The sequence below is a fragment of the Leptolyngbya sp. FACHB-1624 genome, assembly GCF_047649235.1.
GTDB lineage: Bacteria > Cyanobacteriota > Cyanobacteriia > Leptolyngbyales > Leptolyngbyaceae > Leptolyngbya > Leptolyngbya boryana.
The window spans coordinates 3,206,163-3,224,197 of the sequence record NZ_CP180258.1 but is presented as its reverse complement, the minus strand read 5'-3'; the positions used below and the strand labels follow the sequence as shown (position 1 = coordinate 3,224,197).

The window sequence follows — 18,035 nt, the reverse complement described above, 5'->3', positions numbered from 1 at the left end:
CAACCTCGTGCGGCGCGCTCGCGCTCGTGCGGCTCTCTCGTGCAGCTCTAAGCCTTATTGAATTTAGTTCTGCTCCGCCAGAGTTCCAATGATTTCGTAGCGACAAACACTACGATAAATAAGCAAAACTGAACCAGAACAATGCTTGGACCTGAAGGAAAATTGAAAGCCCCTGATACTAGCATTCCGGCAATGCTGCTCAGTGCTCCGATCGCAACTGATCCAGCTAAGTAGGGGTTAAATCGATGGCTGATCAATTTCGCAGTCGAAGCTGGAATGACAAGAAACGCATTGACCAGCAAAATTCCGATCGCTTTAATCGCCACGGCTACCGTCAACGACAACAGCACCACAAATAAATAACGATGAAACTGTACCGAAACACCTTGTACCTTAGCAACTGCCTGATTCAACGTTAAAAGAATCTGCTGTTTCAACGTCGCCATCAAGATCGTCACACTCACAATCAGTAGCAATCCTGTCAGTGTGATATCTGCCCAATTGACTGCCAGAATATCTCCGAACAGCACGCCCATCAGATTGCCCCGATAGCCTTGAATAAACGTCGTCAGAATCACCCCGATCGCTAAAGCTCCCGACAGTACAATATTCAGAACACTATCGCTCCAAAGATTGGTTTGATCAATCAAATACAGCACTGCGACCCCAAACAGTAACGTGAATGGTAACAGCGTCCAGTTTGGATCAATTTGCAGCAAAACGCCGATCGCGATTCCAACGAGTGCTGCATGACCCACCGCATGAGAAAAGAAAGACAACTGCCGCAACGCCACAAAACTGCCTAAAAAACCACACAACAATCCCATCAGTACCCCGGCAACGATCGCGCGCTGCATAAAGGGATATTGCACAAGATTGATCAAATTAGTGCTGATGTCGGTAACGGCTAAAGGCAGATCCATAAGTTTGTAGCAAATTATCGCGGGATAGAGCGACCTCTGGCTTGCCTGTGCAAACGAGCGATCGATTCAGACACAGAACATAATCGCAGTGCCGATTCACCATGTCTAGATCATGCGACACTTGCAGCACTGTCCAACGTTCTTCTTGCTGAAGCTCGTGCAGAAATTGATAAAATTCCGCCTCGCCCTGCACATCCACTTCTGCAAAAGCTTCATCCAAAATCAGCAATTTGCGAGGACTGACTAAACAATATGCCAGTAAAACCCGCTTCAATTCGCCGCCGCTCAGCGTTCCGATCGCTTGATGATGTAAATGCAATGCATTCACTCGACGTAATGCAGTTGCTACGGCAGTTCGTTTCTGCCCTTTTCCCGTGTATCCCAACGCCACTAATTCTTCAACAGAAATCGGAAAGCTGCGATCGAAGATGAAATTTTGAGGCATATAGCCAATCTGCGATCGCAAATTTCCCAAGCGTCGAATCGGACGACCGAAAATTTCGACCGTGCCCGTGGATTTGGGAAGTAAGTCCAGAATGGCTTGGACTAACGTACTTTTTCCAGAGCCGTTCGGACCCACGATCGCACTGAGACTGCCCGCCGGAATTTCAAACGAAATATTTTCGATCGCAGTGTATCGTCCCCGTTGTACCGTCAGTCCTTCGACTTTCAAAATAGAATCAATCACTTGAAGGCTTGTGTGAGAGTTTGCAAATTCGATCGCATTGCTGTGAGATAGTACTGAGGGTCAGTTTCTCCCGCTTCTAGAGAATCTAGAGGGCGTAACGTCACTTTGAGATCATTAGAAAGACTATTCAATAATTTGTTATCGACCCCTGGTTCACTGAATAAGGCTTTCGCCTGAAATTGTTTGACTGCATCGACTGTTGCTTGCACATCGGCTGGAGAGAGTTGATCTTCAGGAATTTCAACCACCGCAACTTGTTTGAGGTCATACCGTTTTGCCAAGTAGGGAAAGGCATCGTGAAACGTGATAAAGGTACGGTCTTGAAAGGGTTTTAATGTTTGTTCAAATTCAGTATTGAGTGCTGCTAATTGTTGCAGATAAGCGGCTGCATTGGCTTCGTATTTCGATTTATTTTTAGGATCGGCGGCGATCAGCCCGTCTCGAATCGTGGTGACTTGCTGTTTGGCAAGTACGGGATCGAGCCAGACGTGCGGATTGCCGTCGCTATGGTCGTGATCATGTCCCGCTTCTTGCCCTGTTTTGACGACTTGCGAGGTTTCGCCGATCGGGGTAATCCCTTTGCTGGCATCGATCACTTTGAGTTTAGTGTTTTGTGCGCTTTTGATGGTGTCGTCGAGAAATTCTTCCATGCCTAATACTACAGTTGTAGATATTGGGAACCCTAGAAATGTCGTGAACATTTTGGGGCTGGTGGTCGATGCTGAGTCATCCAGGTGCATTGCTACAAATGAGGACTGAGGTGCAGACATGGCTGCGTGAATTCGATGCACTGATTGCGCGAGTCGGGTATCAGTTCGGACGAGTCGAAGCCAGACAACGGATGCAGGAGTACGTTCAAGGGTTGCTGAGTCCAATTGAGCGCAAGAACGGTTGGCAGTTGTCAGAGCAATGTGGCGATGAGACACCTTATGGCATCCAACATCTGTTGAATCGGTCAAAATGGAGTGCAGATGAGTTGCGGGATGATGTTCGCAGCTATGTGGTGGAACAGATGGGAGATCGTGAAGCTGTGCTTGTGATTGATGAAACCGGATTTCTCAAAAAAGGCAAGCATTCCGTTGGGGTACAGCGGCAGTACTCTGGAACCGCAGGACGAGTCGAGAACTGTCAGATTGGCGTGTTCCTAGTCTATGCAACTCGTCAAGGACATACATTTCTTGACCGAGAATTGTACTTGCCGAAAAGTTGGACAGACGACGCGGCACGTTGTCGAGCGGCGCATGTCCCCGTGGAGCGCAAGTTTGCTACCAAGCCAAAACTGGCACGTATGATGCTGGAGCGAACGTTTGAAGCACAAGTGCCCGTGGGCTGGGTGACAGGGGATAGTGTGTATGGCAGTGACTACCACTTGCGCGATTTGTTGGAACAACATCAGGTGCGCTATGTGCTGGAGGTCGCGTGTGATCACTCGGTCAGTTTCAAGTGGGAAAAACAGCGGATTGACCAAGTTATTGCTGAACTTGACTCCAGTGATTGGTCACGCCTGAGTGCAGGCAGCGGTGCAAAAGGACAACGCTGGTTCGATTGGACAGCGATTGCTATCCCGCATCCTGAGCGACCAAACTGGCAGCGTTGGGTGGTGGCACGCCGTTCTGTTGACCAACCCAATGAAGTTGCCTACTTCTTAGCATTTGTTCCGACGGAAACTCCCCTCGAAGCCGTCGTCAAGATCGCAGGCACGCGCTGGACAATCGAAATGTGCTTTCAAACTGCCAAAGGGGAAGTCGGCTTCGACCAGTATGAGGTCAGAACTTGGCAAGGCTGGTATCGTCATATCACCTTATCTTGCCTCGCTCATGCGTTTTTGACGATAGTCCGCTCACATGCATCTGAATTAGAAAAAGGGGGGCATCTATCGCGTCAGTTCTCCGCATTCAAGCGCAAGCGTGGTCTGTAATTCCAAACTCAATTGCTGAGATTCGCCGCTTGATCTGGCATTTAGGTTGGGAACTCAAACAGTCGATGTTGTTTCGATTGCATTGGTCGATGTGGCGACAACAGCATCAAACAGTGGCACAGTTCCATCACTACAAACGCCGTCAGGCTATATATTCCCAAGACTTATCACGATAGATCTACAACTGTAGTACTAAGCCGTTTTTGACGACGACATCGGTTTCGCTCAAGGCTTTGACATCAGCCGGAGTAGATTGATATTCATGCACCTCGGTTCCAGGTTTGAGCAGGATATCAACTTGTGCCGCATCGCCTGCAACGGCTTTGGTGAAGAGATAAACCGGGAGAAAAGTGGCGACGACGCGCAATTTCTTCTCAGAATTCGCAGCAGGGGAAGACTGGACATCTCCAGTCGTTTGGGGAGGCGGGGCGGACTGTGTACAACTTGTGAGCAGTCCAAAGATGAGTAGAGAGGTAGCACAAGCGATCGTCGATTTCCTTCTCATGAGAGACACTCCAACCGATGAAAAGACGAATTTCATCATACAGTGAGAATGAGTCTCATTTTAATTGATCTGAATTTCTTAATCGATTTCTCACTCTGGGATAAAACGGTTCTGTCGCCTCGGAGCGATTCTCAGAAACGCTGATAAATGTTCTATCACTACTTATGATTGTGCTGGTAATCGTTGAAATTCCAGCCCGACTTGAATAAAATGTGCATCTTCAGTGAGGACGTGAAGAATGCCAAACTCCTGCATCACTGCCATTGAAGTGAGATCCGTGAAAGAAATCTGTGGTTTATCGAGATACTTCAGGCGTAGGGTTTGGGCTTGGGAAAAGCGCGTTTCATCTATCTGAATCAGTTGAAATTGGTCGGTAGAGAATGCGGCAGAAAGTTGAAGCATTGCTTTCTGTGCTTGATAGGCATTGAGGCGCTTAAAAAATAAGGTAAAGGTTTCGTCTAGGACGAACGTTGTTGTGTAGATCAGTGTTTTTTGTTTAAGTAGAGTGCGATAGAGAGTTGCAACTTGTTGGTGTCGCCGTTCTCCAGCATCGTTTAAGGTTAACCATCCCCAAGTATCGATCAAAATGGAATTAACCATAGAGTGTGTCATCGATCGAGCTTGCAAGATGACCGTGGGTATTTGAGCCGACAAATTCAATTAGAGGGTCAACTGTTGTGGGATCGTTCAGCGGAAGAGGGGGGGTTTTCTGTAGAGTTTCGACCCACTGGAGCAGAAGAATCACTTGACGATCGCTCAGATCAGAAATCGCTTCAATCAGTTGTTGGCGCGGTGTAGTTTGGGAGTTCATTGTATGGAATGAGGTGTAACTCGGCTTCATTTTAGCAAGGATGAGATTGAGTTTTATTTGGGCGATCGCTCAGACAAAATTAGACCTCCAAAGATTTGGAAACCTCGGAGGTCTAAGCTCTATCTGATCGTTCTGAACAAACTACTGAAGCTCTGCCAATGTCGCCAGTACTTCACGACTATGGACGATCGGATTCACCCCTGTAAACGTCGCCCGCAAAATTCCTTCAGGGTCAATAATGAAGGTGTGCCGCGCCGATCGAACTCCGATCCAAGACCCATACGCCTTGCTGATTGTGCCTTTCTCATCTGCCAATAACGGGAATTTCAACCCTTCAGAATCGCAAAAATCACTGTGAGAATTCACATCATCTGCACTAATCCCCAACACTTGGGTATTGCGATCGCGATATTTCGGCAAATCTTCCTGAAATTTTCGCGCCTCTAAGGTGCAACCCGGTGTGAAGTCAGCCGGATAGAAATACGCCACAACCCATTGACCACGGTAGTCTGAGAGCGAAACCATGCCTGCGTCCGTATTGCTCGGCAAGGTAAATTCGGGTGCAGGTTTATTAATCTCAGGGAGCACTCCCCCCATAGCAAACGCTGGAAAAGAGAAGCTCAGACTGGCAACGATCGCCAGCACACTACTGAAAAATCCAAGGATGAGAGTTCGACGGGTCATAAGCAACAAAACTTAATAAAAACACATCTTCTAATCTAACTCTCCTTGCAGAATTGTCGAGATTGCTGCTTTCGTCTTCAAATGAAACGCTTTCACATCGACACGATTGAGTAAGGTCACGGCGATCAACATGCCGATCGCTTGCAGCCCAAACACAAGCGCATAAGCCAAGGTCAAATTCGGGAAAATGGCTTTTCCTAAATCCAAAGCACCCCCACCCATAACCGTTGCTAACGCTCTCGCCAACGCCTGCGCCAAACCCCAAGCACCAATGAATGTTCCCGCCGTTTCAACTGCTGTGAGATCAAGCATCAAACTCAATGCCCCAGTTGTGGTCACGCCGGAAGCTAGCCCAAATAAGAACAATCCGCTTTGCAAAAGCTTTGGATTTGCCATAAAGCCCGCAAAGATGAGCAACGTCATACAAGCCGCAACGAGCACACAGCCGAGCTTTGCAGTTCTGGTTTTCCCTAACCGTGGCACGATCGCAAAGCCAGCACTACTAATGCCAACCAAGGTTCCCGTACCCCAAAACGCATTTAATCGAGTCGTCTCGGACACCGACATCTTGAACACTTGCCCACCATACGATTCCATCACTGCGTCTTGCATGAATAAGCTAATCGTCATCAAGAGCAAGAAAGAGAAAAATAATCCCGTTTGTGGAGAAGCGGTTAACACGCGGACTGCGCGACCCAATGTAATTTGATCTTCGCGATCGTTGTCTTGCGATCGCGTTGCAAAGTGCGAATACTTTTTCTCAACTCCCAACGTTGCTAAGATACAAAGCCCGCAAACAATGCCTGGAATGATCACAAATAAGCGATCGACGGCTGGACGCAACTGTTCGAGTGGAATACTGCCTTCAGTCGGCAACAATCGAGAACTCAGAATTGCACCCAAGACAATTCCAACCATCAACATTGACCAAACGACCCCGACGAGTCTCGATCGATTGTCTTCCTCGGACACATCGACCAGCAAGGCGGCAAAAGGCGTGGAGCCTGCACTCAACGTCAATCCATACAGTGCAAACACTAATCCCAACACGACAAGCCACATCTGAGTCGGCGCTGCCCATCCTACAGATTGCAAGCTCGCGCCCAATTGCCACATGACTTGAACCGCGAGAAATGCCGCGATCGCAAACAATACCGAAGCAATCCAAACGTAGCCTGTGCGGTGATAGCCTGCAATTGGCTTTGCATCAGACAATTGCCCAAACCATAATCGCGCCGGAGCCATGAATTGATGAACTGCGATCGCGCTGGCTGCAAGGGTTGCTGGAATTGCCAGTTCTTTAATCATGACGCGGTTCAAAACCCCCAAGGTTAGCACTGACATCATGCCGAGTCCCATCTGGTACAACCCAAGTTGAAACATCGTGAAAAGCTTGATTTTAGAAGGTGTTTTTACCGCTTCCATAACAAAATCTAACACTGCGAATTGATATTCATTAGCTTACGGTAGTCGCTAGGTCGTTCTAAAGGCGAATGTCAGAATTGAAATCAATTATTAAACTTAAAATAACGTTACAAACGCAAAGTGAGATCTGCATGGAAACATTGATGACGCTCGGCAAAACGGATTTGAAGGTTCCACCCCTCTGTATTGGAACTTGGGCGTGGGGCGATTCGTTGTTCTGGAGCTTTGGCAAAGAGTATGGAGAAGCAGATCTAAAACAGGCATTTGATCGTGCGATCGCTGCGGGTGCAACGTTTTTTGATACGGCTGAAATTTACGGATTGGGAAAATCTGAGCAGTTTATCGGTCAGTTTATGCGGCAGAATCCGCAGCCGATTCAAATTGCCACCAAGTATATGCCCCTGCCGTGGCGCTTCAATGCGGATGCGGTGCATGATGCGGTGACAGCAAGTTTGCAGCGTTTGGGCGTAGATTCGATCGCGCTGTATCAAGTGCATATGCCGTTTGACTTTTTTATGAGTAAAAAAACGCTGATGGAAGCGTTAGCAGTAGAAGTCGATCGCGGACGGATTCAAGCGATCGGCGTGAGCAATTATTCAGCAGATCAGATGCGAGAGGCACAGGGGTATCTTGCAGCGAAGGGAGTGCCGCTTGCTGTGAATCAAGTACGATATTCGCTGCTGAATCGCGAGATTGAGGCAAATGGGATTTTTGACACGGCGAAAGAGTTAGGCGTAACAATTTTGGCGTATAGTCCACTCGCCCAAGGGTTACTGACTGGCAAATATAAGCCGGAGAATTCAGATACAGTGACAGGCGCGAGAAAGCTTGATCCAAAATTTAGTCGGCAGGGGTTAGAGAAACTGATGCCTGTGATTGAGCAGTTAACGGAGATTGGGAAAAAGTACGATCGCACTCCGGCTCAGGTGGCGTTGAATTGGTTGATTGCTCAGGGCAATGTAATTCCGATTCCGGGAGCAAAAACGGCAAGTCAGGCAGAACAAAATGCAGGAGCAATGGGCTGGACGATGGAACCGGAAGAGTTGACGAAATTGGATGTGCTAACAAGAAGCTATCGTAAGTAAGAGCAATCCGGAAATGGCTAGAAATTATGAGAATTCTAGCCATCTCTAAAAGGATCTTTTTATACCTTCAAAATATCTTCTTAGGCGTTATGGTCTAACCAAGCTGTCAAATCCTCGATCTGGGTGAAGTCTAACAAGGCTTCGCCTAACGCTTCCAATTGCTCGATCGACAATGCTTCAACTTGAGCAGTGAGTTCTGGTGAAGGAGCACCAACTCGACGAGTGAGTTGTTTTAAGATCAGCGATCGCTCCCGCTGTTCTCCTTCTCGTAAAATCTCCTGATACCAGGGTGACTCTCGCAGTACTGCCATATCCCACCTCATGATTTGCCGCACAACTTCACTACTCATCACAAAACTAGCAAAAAATGCCAGCAGTGATTCCAATTCTACTAATTGCTCGTCCCTGCGCAATTGATTTAAGGCACGTTGTACCACAGTCGTCTCTCCACCATTCTTCAGCACGGGGACAAACGGCAAAAGTGCGTTCAACGATTGCTCAAATACGATCGTCGCTTCGACTTCCCATAGGTTAATCACGTGGTAATCTTGCCGCACCGCTAGCCCCATGAAATTTGATTCGTAGCGATTGAGAATCGTGACTGTAGATGCGGGGGGCAAGATGTTGATTAAGACTGGATAGGTCGGGAGGCTGTACTTCTCTTCAGCTAGAGCTGCATACGCTCGCATTCGCACGGGCAACTTGTCGTTGTAGCGCAACTGCAACTCATTGAGAATTAGAAACTCTCCCTGCGTGGGACTGTAAGCTTTTACCAAAACATCGTTTTCTCGACTGACCCACTGAAAGTCAGATCCGAGGATTCCTTGAGCAATCACATCGGGTTGCTGAGTTACCCATTGCACCCAGGCAGTCGGTGCCAGACTAATGAGACGTTTACTACCAATATCAGCTTTTTTGACCACAGACTATCGTTGAGAAGTAGTTCAAATAGCCTACCATCTTTTGATTGAAGTCGTAGATTTTGCCGAATGAGTGGGTGAATTCAATCTCAAAAAGTCGGATTCTTTGAGAAAAATCCGACTTCTACTCGATTACGCTCGATTGCCCAACAGCTTGTCTCGCAAGTGTTTGATCTTGTCGCGATATTTTGCTGCTTCCTCAAACTCCATCTTTTTCGCTGCTTCCTTCATCTGCACCTCAAGCTGAGTAATCAGCGTCGGAATATCTTCTAAAGGAATCTCATCTGCTTGCTCGTAGACTTGATCCAACTCTTGAGCATTCAAACGGCGCGATACTTCCAGAAATGCCAAAATCGAATTGTTCGATTTCTTGATGATCGGCTTCGGAACAATGCCATGTTTTTCGTTATATTCCATCTGGATAGCTCGTCGTCGCTCCGTTTCGCTAATCGCACCTGCCATGCTATCGGTTAAATTATCCGCATACAGAATGGCTTTTCCTTCTACATGTCGAGCAGCACGTCCCATCGTTTGAATCAGCGATCGCTTTGCCCGCAAGAATCCTTCTTTATCCGCATCCAAAATCGCGACGAGTGAAACTTCTGGTAAATCCAATCCTTCCCGCAATAAGTTGACCCCGATCAGCACATCGAATGTGCCTTCTCGCAGGTCTTGCAGAATTTCGATCCGTTCGATCGACGTAATCTCCGAATGCAAATATCTAACTCGAATGCCGCGCTCTTGGAAATACTCGGTCAAATCTTCTGCCATTCGCTTCGTCAGCGTCGTGATTAGCGTGCGTTCTCGTTTTTCAACTCGAATTTTGATCTCATGCAGTAGATCATCGACCTGCCCTTGAGTCGGGCGAACAAAGACCTCAGGATCAAGCACACCCGTCGGTCGAATCACTTGTTCAACCACACGATCTTCTGAAATTTCGAGTTCCCAATCGCCCGGAGTCGCAGAAATGAACACACACTGATTCACCTTTGCCCAAAACTCCTCTGCTTTCAATGGGCGATTATCTGCCGCACTCGGCAGTCGGAATCCGTGATCGATTAGCACTTTCTTCCGCGCTTGGTCGCCGTTGTACATGCCTCGAATTTGCGGAATGGTCACGTGAGATTCATCGATCGCAAGTAACCAATCATCCGGAAAGTAGTTCAGCAAACATTCCGGCGGATCGCCAGGATTGCGTCCTGCTAAATGTCTCGAATAGTTTTCAACTCCATTGCAAAATCCCACCTCTCGCAAAACTTCCAAATCGTAGCGCGTGCGTTGTTCTAAGCGTTGAGCTTCTAGTAATTTTCCTTCAGTCTCAAGCTCAACTAAACGCTGTTTTAGCTCTAGCTCAATGTCATCGCAAGCTTGCTGTAATCGATCTTCGGGTGTGACAAAGTGACGAGCCGGATAAATACTCACTGCGTCCATACTTTGCAAAGTCGCACCTGTTACCGGATCGATATAGCGAATCGCATCGATTTCATCGCCGAAAAATTCGACTCGAATAATGCGATCTTCGTAAGCTGGTCCAATTTCTAGAACATCCCCTTTGACTCGGAATTTGCCCCGACCCAGATCGAGATCATTGCGAGAATATTGCACAGACGCGAGATCCCGTAAGACTTGCCGTTGATTGATCTCTTCTCCAACTCGCAATGGAATCGACGCATTCAAGTATTCCGAAGCAATCCCTAACCCGTAAATACAGCTAATTGAAGCCACTACAATTACATCGCGACGTTCAAACAGCGATCGCGTTGCCGAGTGCCGCAACATATCAATTTCTTCGTTAATCGAAGCGGTTTTCTCAATGTAAGTATCGCTGACCGGAATATAAGCTTCAGGCTGATAGTAATCGTAATAGCTGATGAAATACTCAACTGCATTATTTGGAAAGAATTCGCGCAATTCATTACACAGTTGGGCTGCCAGCGTCTTGTTGTGAGCTAAGAGTAAGGTCGGTTTGCCAATTTTCTCGATCGTTCTCGCAATCGTGTGCGTTTTTCCGGTTCCAGTCGCGCCGAGCAGAGTTTGATAACGATTGCCTGCCTGAATACTTTTGACCAGTTGTGCGATCGCTTTGGGCTGGTCGCCAGTCGGCTCAAAGGGAGTGTGAATGTTAAATTCTGGCATTGTGAATTCACTGGGGTTCTATTCAATTTTAGCGGTTTCTTTTCCGGCAGTGGCGGCACCTCTCTATCGATCGAGGGAGAAATTGATCACGCAACAATCCAACTCTAGCCAGACTCAAAAATTAAGAAAAATCGTTAAATTCGATACATATCGATAGCGCTATCGACTGATTTATCAACAAATTTCTAAGGAGAATGATCATGAGTTTAGAAGAAAGAGCGAAGGCAGCTGCGAAGAACGTTGAAGGTAAAGTTCAAGAAGCTGTAGGCAACATCACCAACGACCCAGCCGACAAGATGGAAGGCAAAGCGAAACAAGCCGAAGCTGGCGCGCGCAACGCTAAAGAAGATGTGAAAGACGCAGCGAAAGATGTTGTTGACCGTGCATAGTCGCTCTTAATTTTCACTTCAACTTGATCAAGAGATGCCTGAGCTGGGCATCTCTTTTTTACGAAAAACCGACATTTTGAAAAAACGTAGCTTAATTTACATTTAGTTTCCGCTTAAAGTCAGATTGTTAGAATAAGTTAGATCTATGTCTAATTGTTAAGAAATTGTGATTGAGAAAGACGATCGAGCGTAATCTGACGATGAAGACACGATCCCGCAGACCGCCTAATTTTTGTTAATTTATAGGCATGTTTATTACTGCTGATCTCCTGCTCAATTATCAACGCTGTAGTCGTCGAGCATTCCTCGATCGATATGGAGATGCTGAGCAAAAAGATCCGCCCAATGATTATCTGCTGAAACTGATTCAAGACAGTGCAGAAAATCGCCGACAAGTCCTCGCAACCGAAGATCAAGAACATCGCCAACCGACTTATAAAAGTGGAGATTGGCAAAAAGGTGCGGAAGAAACCTTGAAGTTGATGCGGGCGGGTGTGGAAAGAATTTATCAGCCGATTCTGCTAGCAGAAGAAGGAAATGTAACGCTGGTTGCGAATCCAGATTTATTAGTCAAACGACCGGGACAATCCATTTTTGGCGATTGGATTTATGTTCCGACTGAGATCAAACTCAGCAAGCGTCCGAAGCAGGAATATCAAATTATCGTGGCGTACTTTGTGAAGGTGCTGGCTGCGGTGCAAGGAGCTTGGGTCGAGGAAGCTTGGTTGATTTTGAAAGAACGGGGCGCGTTTGCGGTGGATTTGTGGGAAATCATTCCGCGAATGGAAACGATTCTGACCAGTTGTATTGAAGCGGTGACAGGCGAAGAAGAACCGGAAGTGTTTATTTCTCGCAGTCGATGTAGTTTATGCCATTGGTTCAGTCATTGTTATGCGATCGCCAAATCCGACAATCATTTATCGCTGCTTCCCGGTGTGACTCAATCGCGTTATGCCCAATTACAAGCGTTAAATATTACGACCTTAGAAGCCCTAGCTGAAATTCCTGCAAATCAGTTAGAACCGTTACCTGGATTTGGCAGCGAGACAGCGCGCAAGTTGGTCAGACAAGCGCGAGCAACTTTGCAGAATGTGGCGCTCTTAGGTGAAAGTTTAGCCGCACATACGGTAGGAAAACGACCGTTTGTGATGCCGACGATTCCCACGGCTGCGATCGAGCTTTATTTTGATATCGAAGCTGAGCCAAGTTTGAATCTGGTGTACTTGCATGGCGTGTTGGTCGTCGATCGTCTCCAGCAGACGGAAACGTTCCATCCCCTGCTTGCAGAGAAACCAGAAGAAGAAGCGATAGTGTGGCAAAAATTGTTGGATTTAATGTGGGCGTATCCGAATGCGCCCATTTTTCATTTTTGCCCCTATGAAGTGCAGACGATGGAGCGATTGGGTAAGGTCTTTGAGACACCTGATGAGTTGGTTAAACCGTTGCTGACGCGATTCATCGATTTGCATGACTACGTTACTCAAACCGTGACGCTTCCGGTTGAGAGCTATGCGCTGAAACATATTGCGCGATGGGTTGGCTTTGATTGGCGCGATTCGACGGCAAATGGGGCACAGTCGATCTATTGGTATGCTCAATGGTTAGCAACGAGCGATCGCAGTTATTTAGACTCGATCGTGATCTACAACGAAGATGATTGTCGGGCAACCTATCACGTTAAAGAATGGCTGGTCGGATTTTTAGAAGCAGCAACTTTGGCAGATGATTTAGGCTACGCGGTTTAGCTATGAATTGAGCCCGACCGAAATCGTGTCATGGCGATCACCCTGAAGCAAGAGGTGCGATCGCTTGAGGATGAATAGCATCGATCGCGAACACTATTGAGGGATTCCTCATGTCAGATACCAGCGTGAAAAAAGTCGATGCTCAGTTCTCCCCCAGCGGTGAAATGGGACAAAAATATCTTGCCTCTGGAAAAAGTCTTTCGATGCGCTTATGGGAAAATGAGCCGCCTGCCGATGCAAAGCCTGCGACTCAGCGAGACTACGAAACAGTTGGCTATGTGATCCAGGGGAAAGCAGAGTTACAGCTTGAAGGGCAAATGGTGCTTTTAGAGCCAGGAAATTCTTGGGTTGTGCCGAAAGGAGCGATGCATAGCTACAAGATTTTGGAACCGTTTACTGCGATCGAAGCGACCAGTCCGCCTGCCCAAGTTCATGGGCGCGATGCGTAAAATCTGAATCTACTGTCGATAGTGAGAGGGAGACGTGACCTGCGATCGCGCTCCCTCCCTTTACAGCTAGACTCAACCTTCCGGTAGTGAAAACTACAACGTTCCTCCACGATCGCGCTTTACGCTGCCTAAAAATGCGATCGTGGAGTTTTCAATGCAAAGCCATTATCCAGTCATTATTGTTGGCGGAGGGCAATCAGGCTTATCGATGAGCTATTGCCTGAAGCAGAAGAATATTGAACATCTGATTTTTGAGAAACATACGATCGCTCATGCATGGCAGGCAAAACGCTGGGATACTTTTTGCTTGGTGACTCCAAACTGGCAATGTCAGCTTCCGGGCTTTCCTTATGCAGGTGATGATCCGCGCGGATTTATGCAAAAAGATGCGATCGTCGATTACATCAAGAGCTATGCTGCCTCATTCGATCCACCGATTCGAGAAGGCGTTGAAGTCTTGAAGGTTGCTAAAAATGATGACGATCGATTTGAGCTAACTACTTCGGCTGGCAATTACACAGCCGATCAAGTTGTCATCGCCGCGGGAAGCTACCATCAGCCGAAAATTCCACGTCTTTCTGAACGATTTCCGTCAGCGATCGTCCAGATCCATGCATCTGAATACAAAAGTCCAGACTTTTTGCCTGATCGAATTCTAGTCGTAGGAACTGGACAATCCGGCTGTCAAATTGCTGAAGATTTGCATCTTGCAGGTAAAAAAGTCCATCTTGCTGTCGGAAGTGCTCCGCGATCGCCTCGGCTGTATCGCGGTAAAGATATCGTAGATTGGTTAGATCAAATGGGGTACTACGATCTCTCGATCAACGATCATCCTCAAAAAGAATCGGTCAGAAGTAAAGCAAATCACTATGTCACAGGTCGCGATGGCGGACGAGAAATTGACTTGCGGCACTTTGCCCGAGAAGGAATGAAGCTCTATGGCAGATTGAAAGATGTCAATGGCAGCACGATCGAGTTTGAGAACAATCTCAAACAGAACCTAGATCATGCCGATGCAGTTGCCGAAAGTATTAAGCGAACCGTTGATCAATTCATTGAAAAGAACCAGATTGGTGCTCCAATCGAGCCACCTTACCAACCTGTATGGGAGCCAGACTCAGAAGAGTTAACGCTGAATGCTGCTGACATTGAAGCGATCGTGTGGTGTACCGGATATCAATCTGATTTTCGCTGGGTGGAAGTTCCAGTGTTTGATGGCAAAGGCTATCCAGGACATGAGCGCGGCGTAACGCAGATTTGGGGCTTGTACTTCCTCGGCTTACCTTGGCTCTATACCTGGGGTTCTGGACGATTCTCAGGAATTGCCAGAGATGCTCAGTATCTTGCAGATTATATTGCTGCAAGAAAGAAAGTCTCACAAGATAGTGCTTGGAGTGTTGTGAATGAGTTTTTACTCGGATCATGACCTGTTGATTTAGATAGGTCAGTTTTTGGGTTTTGCTAGCTGTGTAACCCTTCGATCAAGCTCCCTAGTTTTATGATCAGTGTTCTAGTTCTAGTAGCCAGCACTACAAAAGTTAGTAACCAATCCCCACTAATCTTGCAGCAAGCTCATCTATCAAATTTAAGGAGATCGCTATGCCAGAGGTTACAGCTCCCGCATATCAAACTGGCGATTTCTTTGTAGACTACGAAGAAAAAGTTTTTCCAGATGTCAAAGCGGAACCTGGCGAGAAAGCTTTAGTCACGTTTCACACCGTTGCTTTTGAAGGCTCGATCGGGTTTGTCAACTTGCTTCAAGCTACCCGATTACTCAGAAAAGGCTTTGAAACTTCGATTTTGCTCTATGGACCTGGTGTAACTTTGGGGGTACAACGCGGCTTCCCGAAACTCGGAGATTCTGCTTTTCCGGGACACCAGAACTTCAATGATCAACTGAGCAAATTCATGGCAGAAGGCGGCAAAGTTTATGCCTGTCGCTTTGCATTGCAAGCGCTCTATGGTCATGGTGAACCTTCTTTAATTCCAGGCATTCGACCAATTAATCCATTGGATGTCTTGGATCTCGTTCTGATGCATCGCAAAGATGGTGCATTTATCCTCGATACCTGGACACTTTAAAAGCTCCGAAAATCTCCGATTGCAAGTCTAATTTTCACTTACCTCTCCCACAATGACAGATGCTCACATTGTTCGAGCGGCAGCCGTACAAATTAGTCCAGTCCTGTTTAGCCGTGATGGGACAACCGAGAAGGTTTTAGACGCGATCGCGTCCGCTGCCAAATCAGGCGCGCAGCTCGTTGTCTTTCCAGAAACCTTGATTCCGTACTATCCTTACTTCTCGTTCATTCAGCCTCCAGTGCTAATGGGCAAAGAACACATGCGGCTGTACGAAGAAGCTGTGATTGTTCCTAGTCCAGTCACAGATGCGATCGCTCGTGCTGCTCGATCGTATGGTGTCGTTGTCGTTGTGGGAGTGAACGAGCGAGACAACGGATCGCTCTATAACACTCAGCTTGTTTTTGATGCGAATGGAACCTTGGTTTTGAAGCGCCGCAAAATTACGCCAACTTACCATGAGCGCATGGTTTGGGGACAGGGAGACGGTGCGGGACTAAAAGCGATCGACACTGCGATCGGGAAGCTTGGAGTGCTTGCCTGTTGGGAGCATTACAATCCACTTGCTCGCTATGCCTTGATGGCACAGCATGAGCAAATTCATTGTTCACAGTTTCCAGGCTCAATGGTTGGGCAAATTTTTACGGATCAAATCGAAGTTACCATTCGCCATCATGCCTTAGAAGCAGGCTGCTTTGTTGTGAATGCGACAGGTTGGCTCTCGCCTGAGCAAGTTGCACAAATTACGAGCGATGAGAAGCTTCAGAAGGTTCTAACAGGTGGTTGTAATACCGCAATTATTAGTCCCGAAGGTAATCATCTTTGTCCACCGATTTTAGAAGGAGAAGGAATTGCGATCGCGGATCTCGATTTCTCGCTGATTACGAAGCGCAAGCGTATGATGGATTCTGTGGGGCATTATGCTCGTCCTGATCTCCTTCAGTTGCAGGCAAATTTTGATACTCAAACGGTGCTAAAGGAGTCGCTCGAAGTGCAGCCAGCAGAACAGTTTTTAATCCCTAACCTCAATGAATAAGCAACAACTCATTACGGACTTACAATCACATGGATTGAAGCTGATTGACTCTCAAATCGGTGCATCAGGGCGACAAGGTGGAGCAGGACCTTCAGATCACAAAGCAGTGACGATCGAAGGAACAACCATTATGGTTCCGATTTACAATACACCTGCTGCAAGTTCTCCCTATAGCACTAATCAAACGGCTCAAGTTTTAGAACTAAATGGAGAAGCGATCGCCCCGATTAGTTTTCCTAAGCAACCCAAGTTCTACAACCTCACCACAGAAGACGGGATTCCTTACTGGAAGATTGCGTTACTTCATAGTCACGATGTCCTTGCAACCACAGTTTTGCAGACCTGTATGCGATACAGCGATGCGGCTAAAGCTTGTCAGTTTTGCGCGATCGGGCAATCTTTAGCGGCAGGGAAAACTATTGCTCGTAAAACGCCAGCGCAACTTGCAGAAGTTGCAGAAGCGGCAGTTCGGCTCGATCACGTGAAACACATGGTGATGACGACCGGAACACCAAATACGAGCGATCGCGGTTCAGCTTACCTGACAGAATGTGCAGCCGCCATCAAAGCAAAAGTAAATCTTCCCATTCAAGCTCAATGTGAGCCACCGGATGATTTTGCTTGGTTCGATCGGATGAAAACGGCTGGAGTGGATAGCTTAGGAATGCACTTAGAAGCGGCTGATCCAGAAGTGCGAGCAAAAATCATGCCGGGCAAAGCTTCTGTGCCACTAGATTACTATTACAAAGCTTTTGAGGCATCTGTTAAAGTGTTTGGCCGGGGTCAAGTTAGCACTTACTTGCTTGCAGGACTCGGTGATAGCTTAGAGACTTTGATTGAAATGTGCGATCGCTTAATTCGTCTTGGTGTTTATCCGTTTGTTGTGCCGTTTGTTCCGATTACAGGCACGCCTTTAGAAGGACATGCTGCTCCAGATCGTGACTTTATGCTGGCTTTGTATCAGCAAGTTGGAGCAATGATCCAGCAATCAGACTTCTCTGCAACTGAGATGAAAGCAGGCTGTGCAAAATGTGGAGCTTGCTCTGCTTTATCCAATTTTGAGTCTTAGGGGAATAGTTTGTTAATCGTGTACCAGAAAACATTTTTTCGCTGCGTTGCGATTCCGCCCTCGATTAAAATCGGGGCTAACAAAACGAAGTCCACTAAAGGGACTAAAACAGCCAGCCTGAGAGTGTTCCAGTCCCTTCAGTGGACTTTTCTCTATTAGCCCCGATTTTAATC

At 47.2% G+C, this 18,035-nt stretch carries 19 protein-coding genes; 9 read left to right on the top strand and 10 right to left on the bottom strand.

Annotation, left to right across the window (positions count from 1 at the left end; translation table 11 throughout):
• Nucleotides 1-47: 47 nt before the first annotated feature.
• From ACMUEV_RS15115 to ACMUEV_RS15105, 3 genes are read right to left on the bottom strand one after another with little or no spacing between them, the layout of a single operon-like run.
• Nucleotides 48-923, bottom strand: a complete 876-nt coding sequence (locus ACMUEV_RS15115; RefSeq protein ID WP_017288306.1) for a metal ABC transporter permease — start codon at nucleotides 921-923, stop codon at nucleotides 48-50.
• On the bottom strand, nucleotides 886-1,611 hold the full coding sequence (locus ACMUEV_RS15110; RefSeq protein WP_017288307.1) for a metal ABC transporter ATP-binding protein: 726 nt from the start codon (nucleotides 1,609-1,611) through the stop codon (nucleotides 886-888). The genes ACMUEV_RS15115 and ACMUEV_RS15110 overlap by 38 nt, the downstream gene beginning before the upstream one ends.
• A complete protein-coding gene (locus ACMUEV_RS15105) occupies nucleotides 1,608-2,261 on the bottom strand; it encodes a metal ABC transporter solute-binding protein, Zn/Mn family (RefSeq protein ID WP_415354782.1) in 654 nt (217 codons plus the stop codon). The genes ACMUEV_RS15110 and ACMUEV_RS15105 overlap by 4 nt, the downstream gene beginning before the upstream one ends.
• 98 nt (nucleotides 2,262-2,359) lie before the next feature.
• Between ACMUEV_RS15105 and ACMUEV_RS15100 the strand changes: the two genes are divergently transcribed.
• Nucleotides 2,360-3,529, top strand: coding sequence for an IS701 family transposase (locus ACMUEV_RS15100; RefSeq protein ID WP_415354786.1), 1,170 nt, complete (start codon nucleotides 2,360-2,362; stop codon nucleotides 3,527-3,529).
• Nucleotides 3,530-3,707: 178 nt separating this feature from the next.
• On the opposite strand, the gene ACMUEV_RS15095 is transcribed toward ACMUEV_RS15100, so the two are convergent.
• The 5 genes from ACMUEV_RS15095 to ACMUEV_RS15075 form a co-directional block, all read right to left on the bottom strand.
• Entirely contained in the window at nucleotides 3,708-4,034 is a 327-nt protein-coding gene (locus tag ACMUEV_RS15095; RefSeq protein WP_242044297.1) for a metal ABC transporter substrate-binding protein, read from the bottom strand.
• A 162-nt stretch (nucleotides 4,035-4,196) separates the two neighbouring features.
• On the bottom strand, nucleotides 4,197-4,634 hold the full coding sequence (locus ACMUEV_RS15090; protein ID WP_190649288.1) for a type II toxin-antitoxin system VapC family toxin: 438 nt from the start codon (nucleotides 4,632-4,634) through the stop codon (nucleotides 4,197-4,199).
• Nucleotides 4,627-4,845 carry a hypothetical protein gene (locus ACMUEV_RS15085; protein ID WP_017288310.1) on the bottom strand — a complete coding sequence of 73 codons (219 nt, stop codon included), beginning with the start codon at nucleotides 4,843-4,845 and terminating at the stop codon, nucleotides 4,627-4,629. The genes ACMUEV_RS15090 and ACMUEV_RS15085 overlap by 8 nt, the downstream gene beginning before the upstream one ends.
• Before the next feature lie 141 nt (nucleotides 4,846-4,986).
• Nucleotides 4,987-5,529: a peroxiredoxin gene (locus ACMUEV_RS15080; RefSeq protein ID WP_190649286.1), complete on the bottom strand. Its 543-nt coding sequence runs from the start codon at nucleotides 5,527-5,529 to the stop codon at nucleotides 4,987-4,989.
• Between the two features lie 30 nt (nucleotides 5,530-5,559).
• On the bottom strand, nucleotides 5,560-6,954 hold the full coding sequence (locus ACMUEV_RS15075) for a BCD family MFS transporter (RefSeq protein WP_190649283.1): 1,395 nt from the start codon (nucleotides 6,952-6,954) through the stop codon (nucleotides 5,560-5,562).
• A 131-nt stretch (nucleotides 6,955-7,085) separates the two neighbouring features.
• On the opposite strand from ACMUEV_RS15075, the gene ACMUEV_RS15070 reads away from it, so the two are divergent.
• A complete protein-coding gene (locus tag ACMUEV_RS15070) occupies nucleotides 7,086-8,039 on the top strand; it encodes an aldo/keto reductase (RefSeq protein ID WP_190649281.1) in 954 nt (317 codons plus the stop codon).
• An 80-nt stretch (nucleotides 8,040-8,119) separates the two neighbouring features.
• On the opposite strand, the gene ACMUEV_RS15065 is transcribed toward ACMUEV_RS15070, so the two are convergent.
• Both ACMUEV_RS15065 and uvrB read right to left on the bottom strand, forming a co-directional pair.
• Entirely contained in the window at nucleotides 8,120-8,962 is an 843-nt protein-coding gene (locus tag ACMUEV_RS15065) for a DUF4351 domain-containing protein (RefSeq protein ID WP_190649279.1), read from the bottom strand.
• Between the two features lie 129 nt (nucleotides 8,963-9,091).
• The gene (uvrB, locus tag ACMUEV_RS15060; protein ID WP_190649277.1) at nucleotides 9,092-11,095 is read right to left on the bottom strand and encodes an excinuclease ABC subunit UvrB; all 2,004 of its coding nucleotides are present in this window, start codon (nucleotides 11,093-11,095) and stop codon (nucleotides 9,092-9,094) included.
• 200 nt (nucleotides 11,096-11,295) lie between these two features.
• Here uvrB and ACMUEV_RS15055 point away from each other — a divergent pair, with 200 nt between their 5' ends.
• The 7 genes from ACMUEV_RS15055 to ACMUEV_RS15025 all read left to right on the top strand — a co-directional run bounded on the left by ACMUEV_RS15055 (nucleotide 11,296) and on the right by ACMUEV_RS15025 (nucleotide 17,862).
• On the top strand, nucleotides 11,296-11,484 hold the full coding sequence (locus ACMUEV_RS15055) for a CsbD family protein (RefSeq protein ID WP_026148649.1): 189 nt from the start codon (nucleotides 11,296-11,298) through the stop codon (nucleotides 11,482-11,484).
• Between the two features lie 248 nt (nucleotides 11,485-11,732).
• Complete coding sequence (locus tag ACMUEV_RS15050) at nucleotides 11,733-13,229, top strand: TM0106 family RecB-like putative nuclease (RefSeq protein ID WP_190649275.1); 1,497 nt, start codon at nucleotides 11,733-11,735, stop codon at nucleotides 13,227-13,229.
• A gap of 110 nt (nucleotides 13,230-13,339) precedes the next feature.
• Nucleotides 13,340-13,678 carry a cupin domain-containing protein gene (locus tag ACMUEV_RS15045; RefSeq protein WP_190649273.1) on the top strand — a complete coding sequence of 113 codons (339 nt, stop codon included), beginning with the start codon at nucleotides 13,340-13,342 and terminating at the stop codon, nucleotides 13,676-13,678.
• Between the two features lie 154 nt (nucleotides 13,679-13,832).
• Nucleotides 13,833-15,104, top strand: a complete 1,272-nt coding sequence (locus tag ACMUEV_RS15040) for an MSMEG_0569 family flavin-dependent oxidoreductase (protein WP_190649271.1) — start codon at nucleotides 13,833-13,835, stop codon at nucleotides 15,102-15,104.
• 173 nt (nucleotides 15,105-15,277) lie between these two features.
• Nucleotides 15,278-15,760 carry an MSMEG_0572/Sll0783 family nitrogen starvation response protein gene (locus ACMUEV_RS15035; protein WP_190649269.1) on the top strand — a complete coding sequence of 161 codons (483 nt, stop codon included), beginning with the start codon at nucleotides 15,278-15,280 and terminating at the stop codon, nucleotides 15,758-15,760.
• Nucleotides 15,761-15,812: 52 nt separating this feature from the next.
• On the top strand, nucleotides 15,813-16,793 hold the full coding sequence (locus ACMUEV_RS15030; protein ID WP_017288320.1) for a Nit6803 family nitrilase: 981 nt from the start codon (nucleotides 15,813-15,815) through the stop codon (nucleotides 16,791-16,793).
• Complete coding sequence (locus ACMUEV_RS15025) at nucleotides 16,786-17,862, top strand: MSMEG_0568 family radical SAM protein (protein ID WP_190649266.1); 1,077 nt, start codon at nucleotides 16,786-16,788, stop codon at nucleotides 17,860-17,862. Before ACMUEV_RS15030 ends, ACMUEV_RS15025 begins: the two co-directional genes overlap by 8 nt.
• The last annotated feature ends 173 nt before the right edge of the window (nucleotides 17,863-18,035 follow it).

Coding starts and splice junctions, on each gene's coding strand:
- ACMUEV_RS15115 (WP_017288306.1), bottom strand. CDS start 923: ATGGATCTGCCTTTAGCCGTTACCGACATCAGCACTAATTTGATCAAT.
- ACMUEV_RS15105 (WP_415354782.1), bottom strand. CDS start 2,261: ATGGAAGAATTTCTCGACGACACCATCAAAAGCGCACAAAACACTAAA.
- ACMUEV_RS15100 (WP_415354786.1), top strand. CDS start 2,360: ATGAGGACTGAGGTGCAGACATGGCTGCGTGAATTCGATGCACTGATT.
- ACMUEV_RS15095 (WP_242044297.1), bottom strand. CDS start 4,034: ATGAGAAGGAAATCGACGATCGCTTGTGCTACCTCTCTACTCATCTTT.
- ACMUEV_RS15090 (WP_190649288.1), bottom strand. CDS start 4,634: ATGGTTAATTCCATTTTGATCGATACTTGGGGATGGTTAACCTTAAAC.
- ACMUEV_RS15085 (WP_017288310.1), bottom strand. CDS start 4,845: ATGAACTCCCAAACTACACCGCGCCAACAACTGATTGAAGCGATTTCT.
- ACMUEV_RS15080 (WP_190649286.1), bottom strand. CDS start 5,529: ATGACCCGTCGAACTCTCATCCTTGGATTTTTCAGTAGTGTGCTGGCG.
- ACMUEV_RS15075 (WP_190649283.1), bottom strand. CDS start 6,954: ATGGAAGCGGTAAAAACACCTTCTAAAATCAAGCTTTTCACGATGTTT.
- ACMUEV_RS15070 (WP_190649281.1), top strand. CDS start 7,086: ATGGAAACATTGATGACGCTCGGCAAAACGGATTTGAAGGTTCCACCC.
- uvrB (WP_190649277.1), bottom strand. CDS start 11,095: ATGCCAGAATTTAACATTCACACTCCCTTTGAGCCGACTGGCGACCAG.
- ACMUEV_RS15055 (WP_026148649.1), top strand. CDS start 11,296: ATGAGTTTAGAAGAAAGAGCGAAGGCAGCTGCGAAGAACGTTGAAGGT.
- ACMUEV_RS15050 (WP_190649275.1), top strand. CDS start 11,733: ATGTTTATTACTGCTGATCTCCTGCTCAATTATCAACGCTGTAGTCGT.
- ACMUEV_RS15045 (WP_190649273.1), top strand. CDS start 13,340: ATGTCAGATACCAGCGTGAAAAAAGTCGATGCTCAGTTCTCCCCCAGC.
- ACMUEV_RS15040 (WP_190649271.1), top strand. CDS start 13,833: ATGCAAAGCCATTATCCAGTCATTATTGTTGGCGGAGGGCAATCAGGC.
- ACMUEV_RS15035 (WP_190649269.1), top strand. CDS start 15,278: ATGCCAGAGGTTACAGCTCCCGCATATCAAACTGGCGATTTCTTTGTA.
- ACMUEV_RS15030 (WP_017288320.1), top strand. CDS start 15,813: ATGACAGATGCTCACATTGTTCGAGCGGCAGCCGTACAAATTAGTCCA.
- ACMUEV_RS15025 (WP_190649266.1), top strand. CDS start 16,786: ATGAATAAGCAACAACTCATTACGGACTTACAATCACATGGATTGAAG.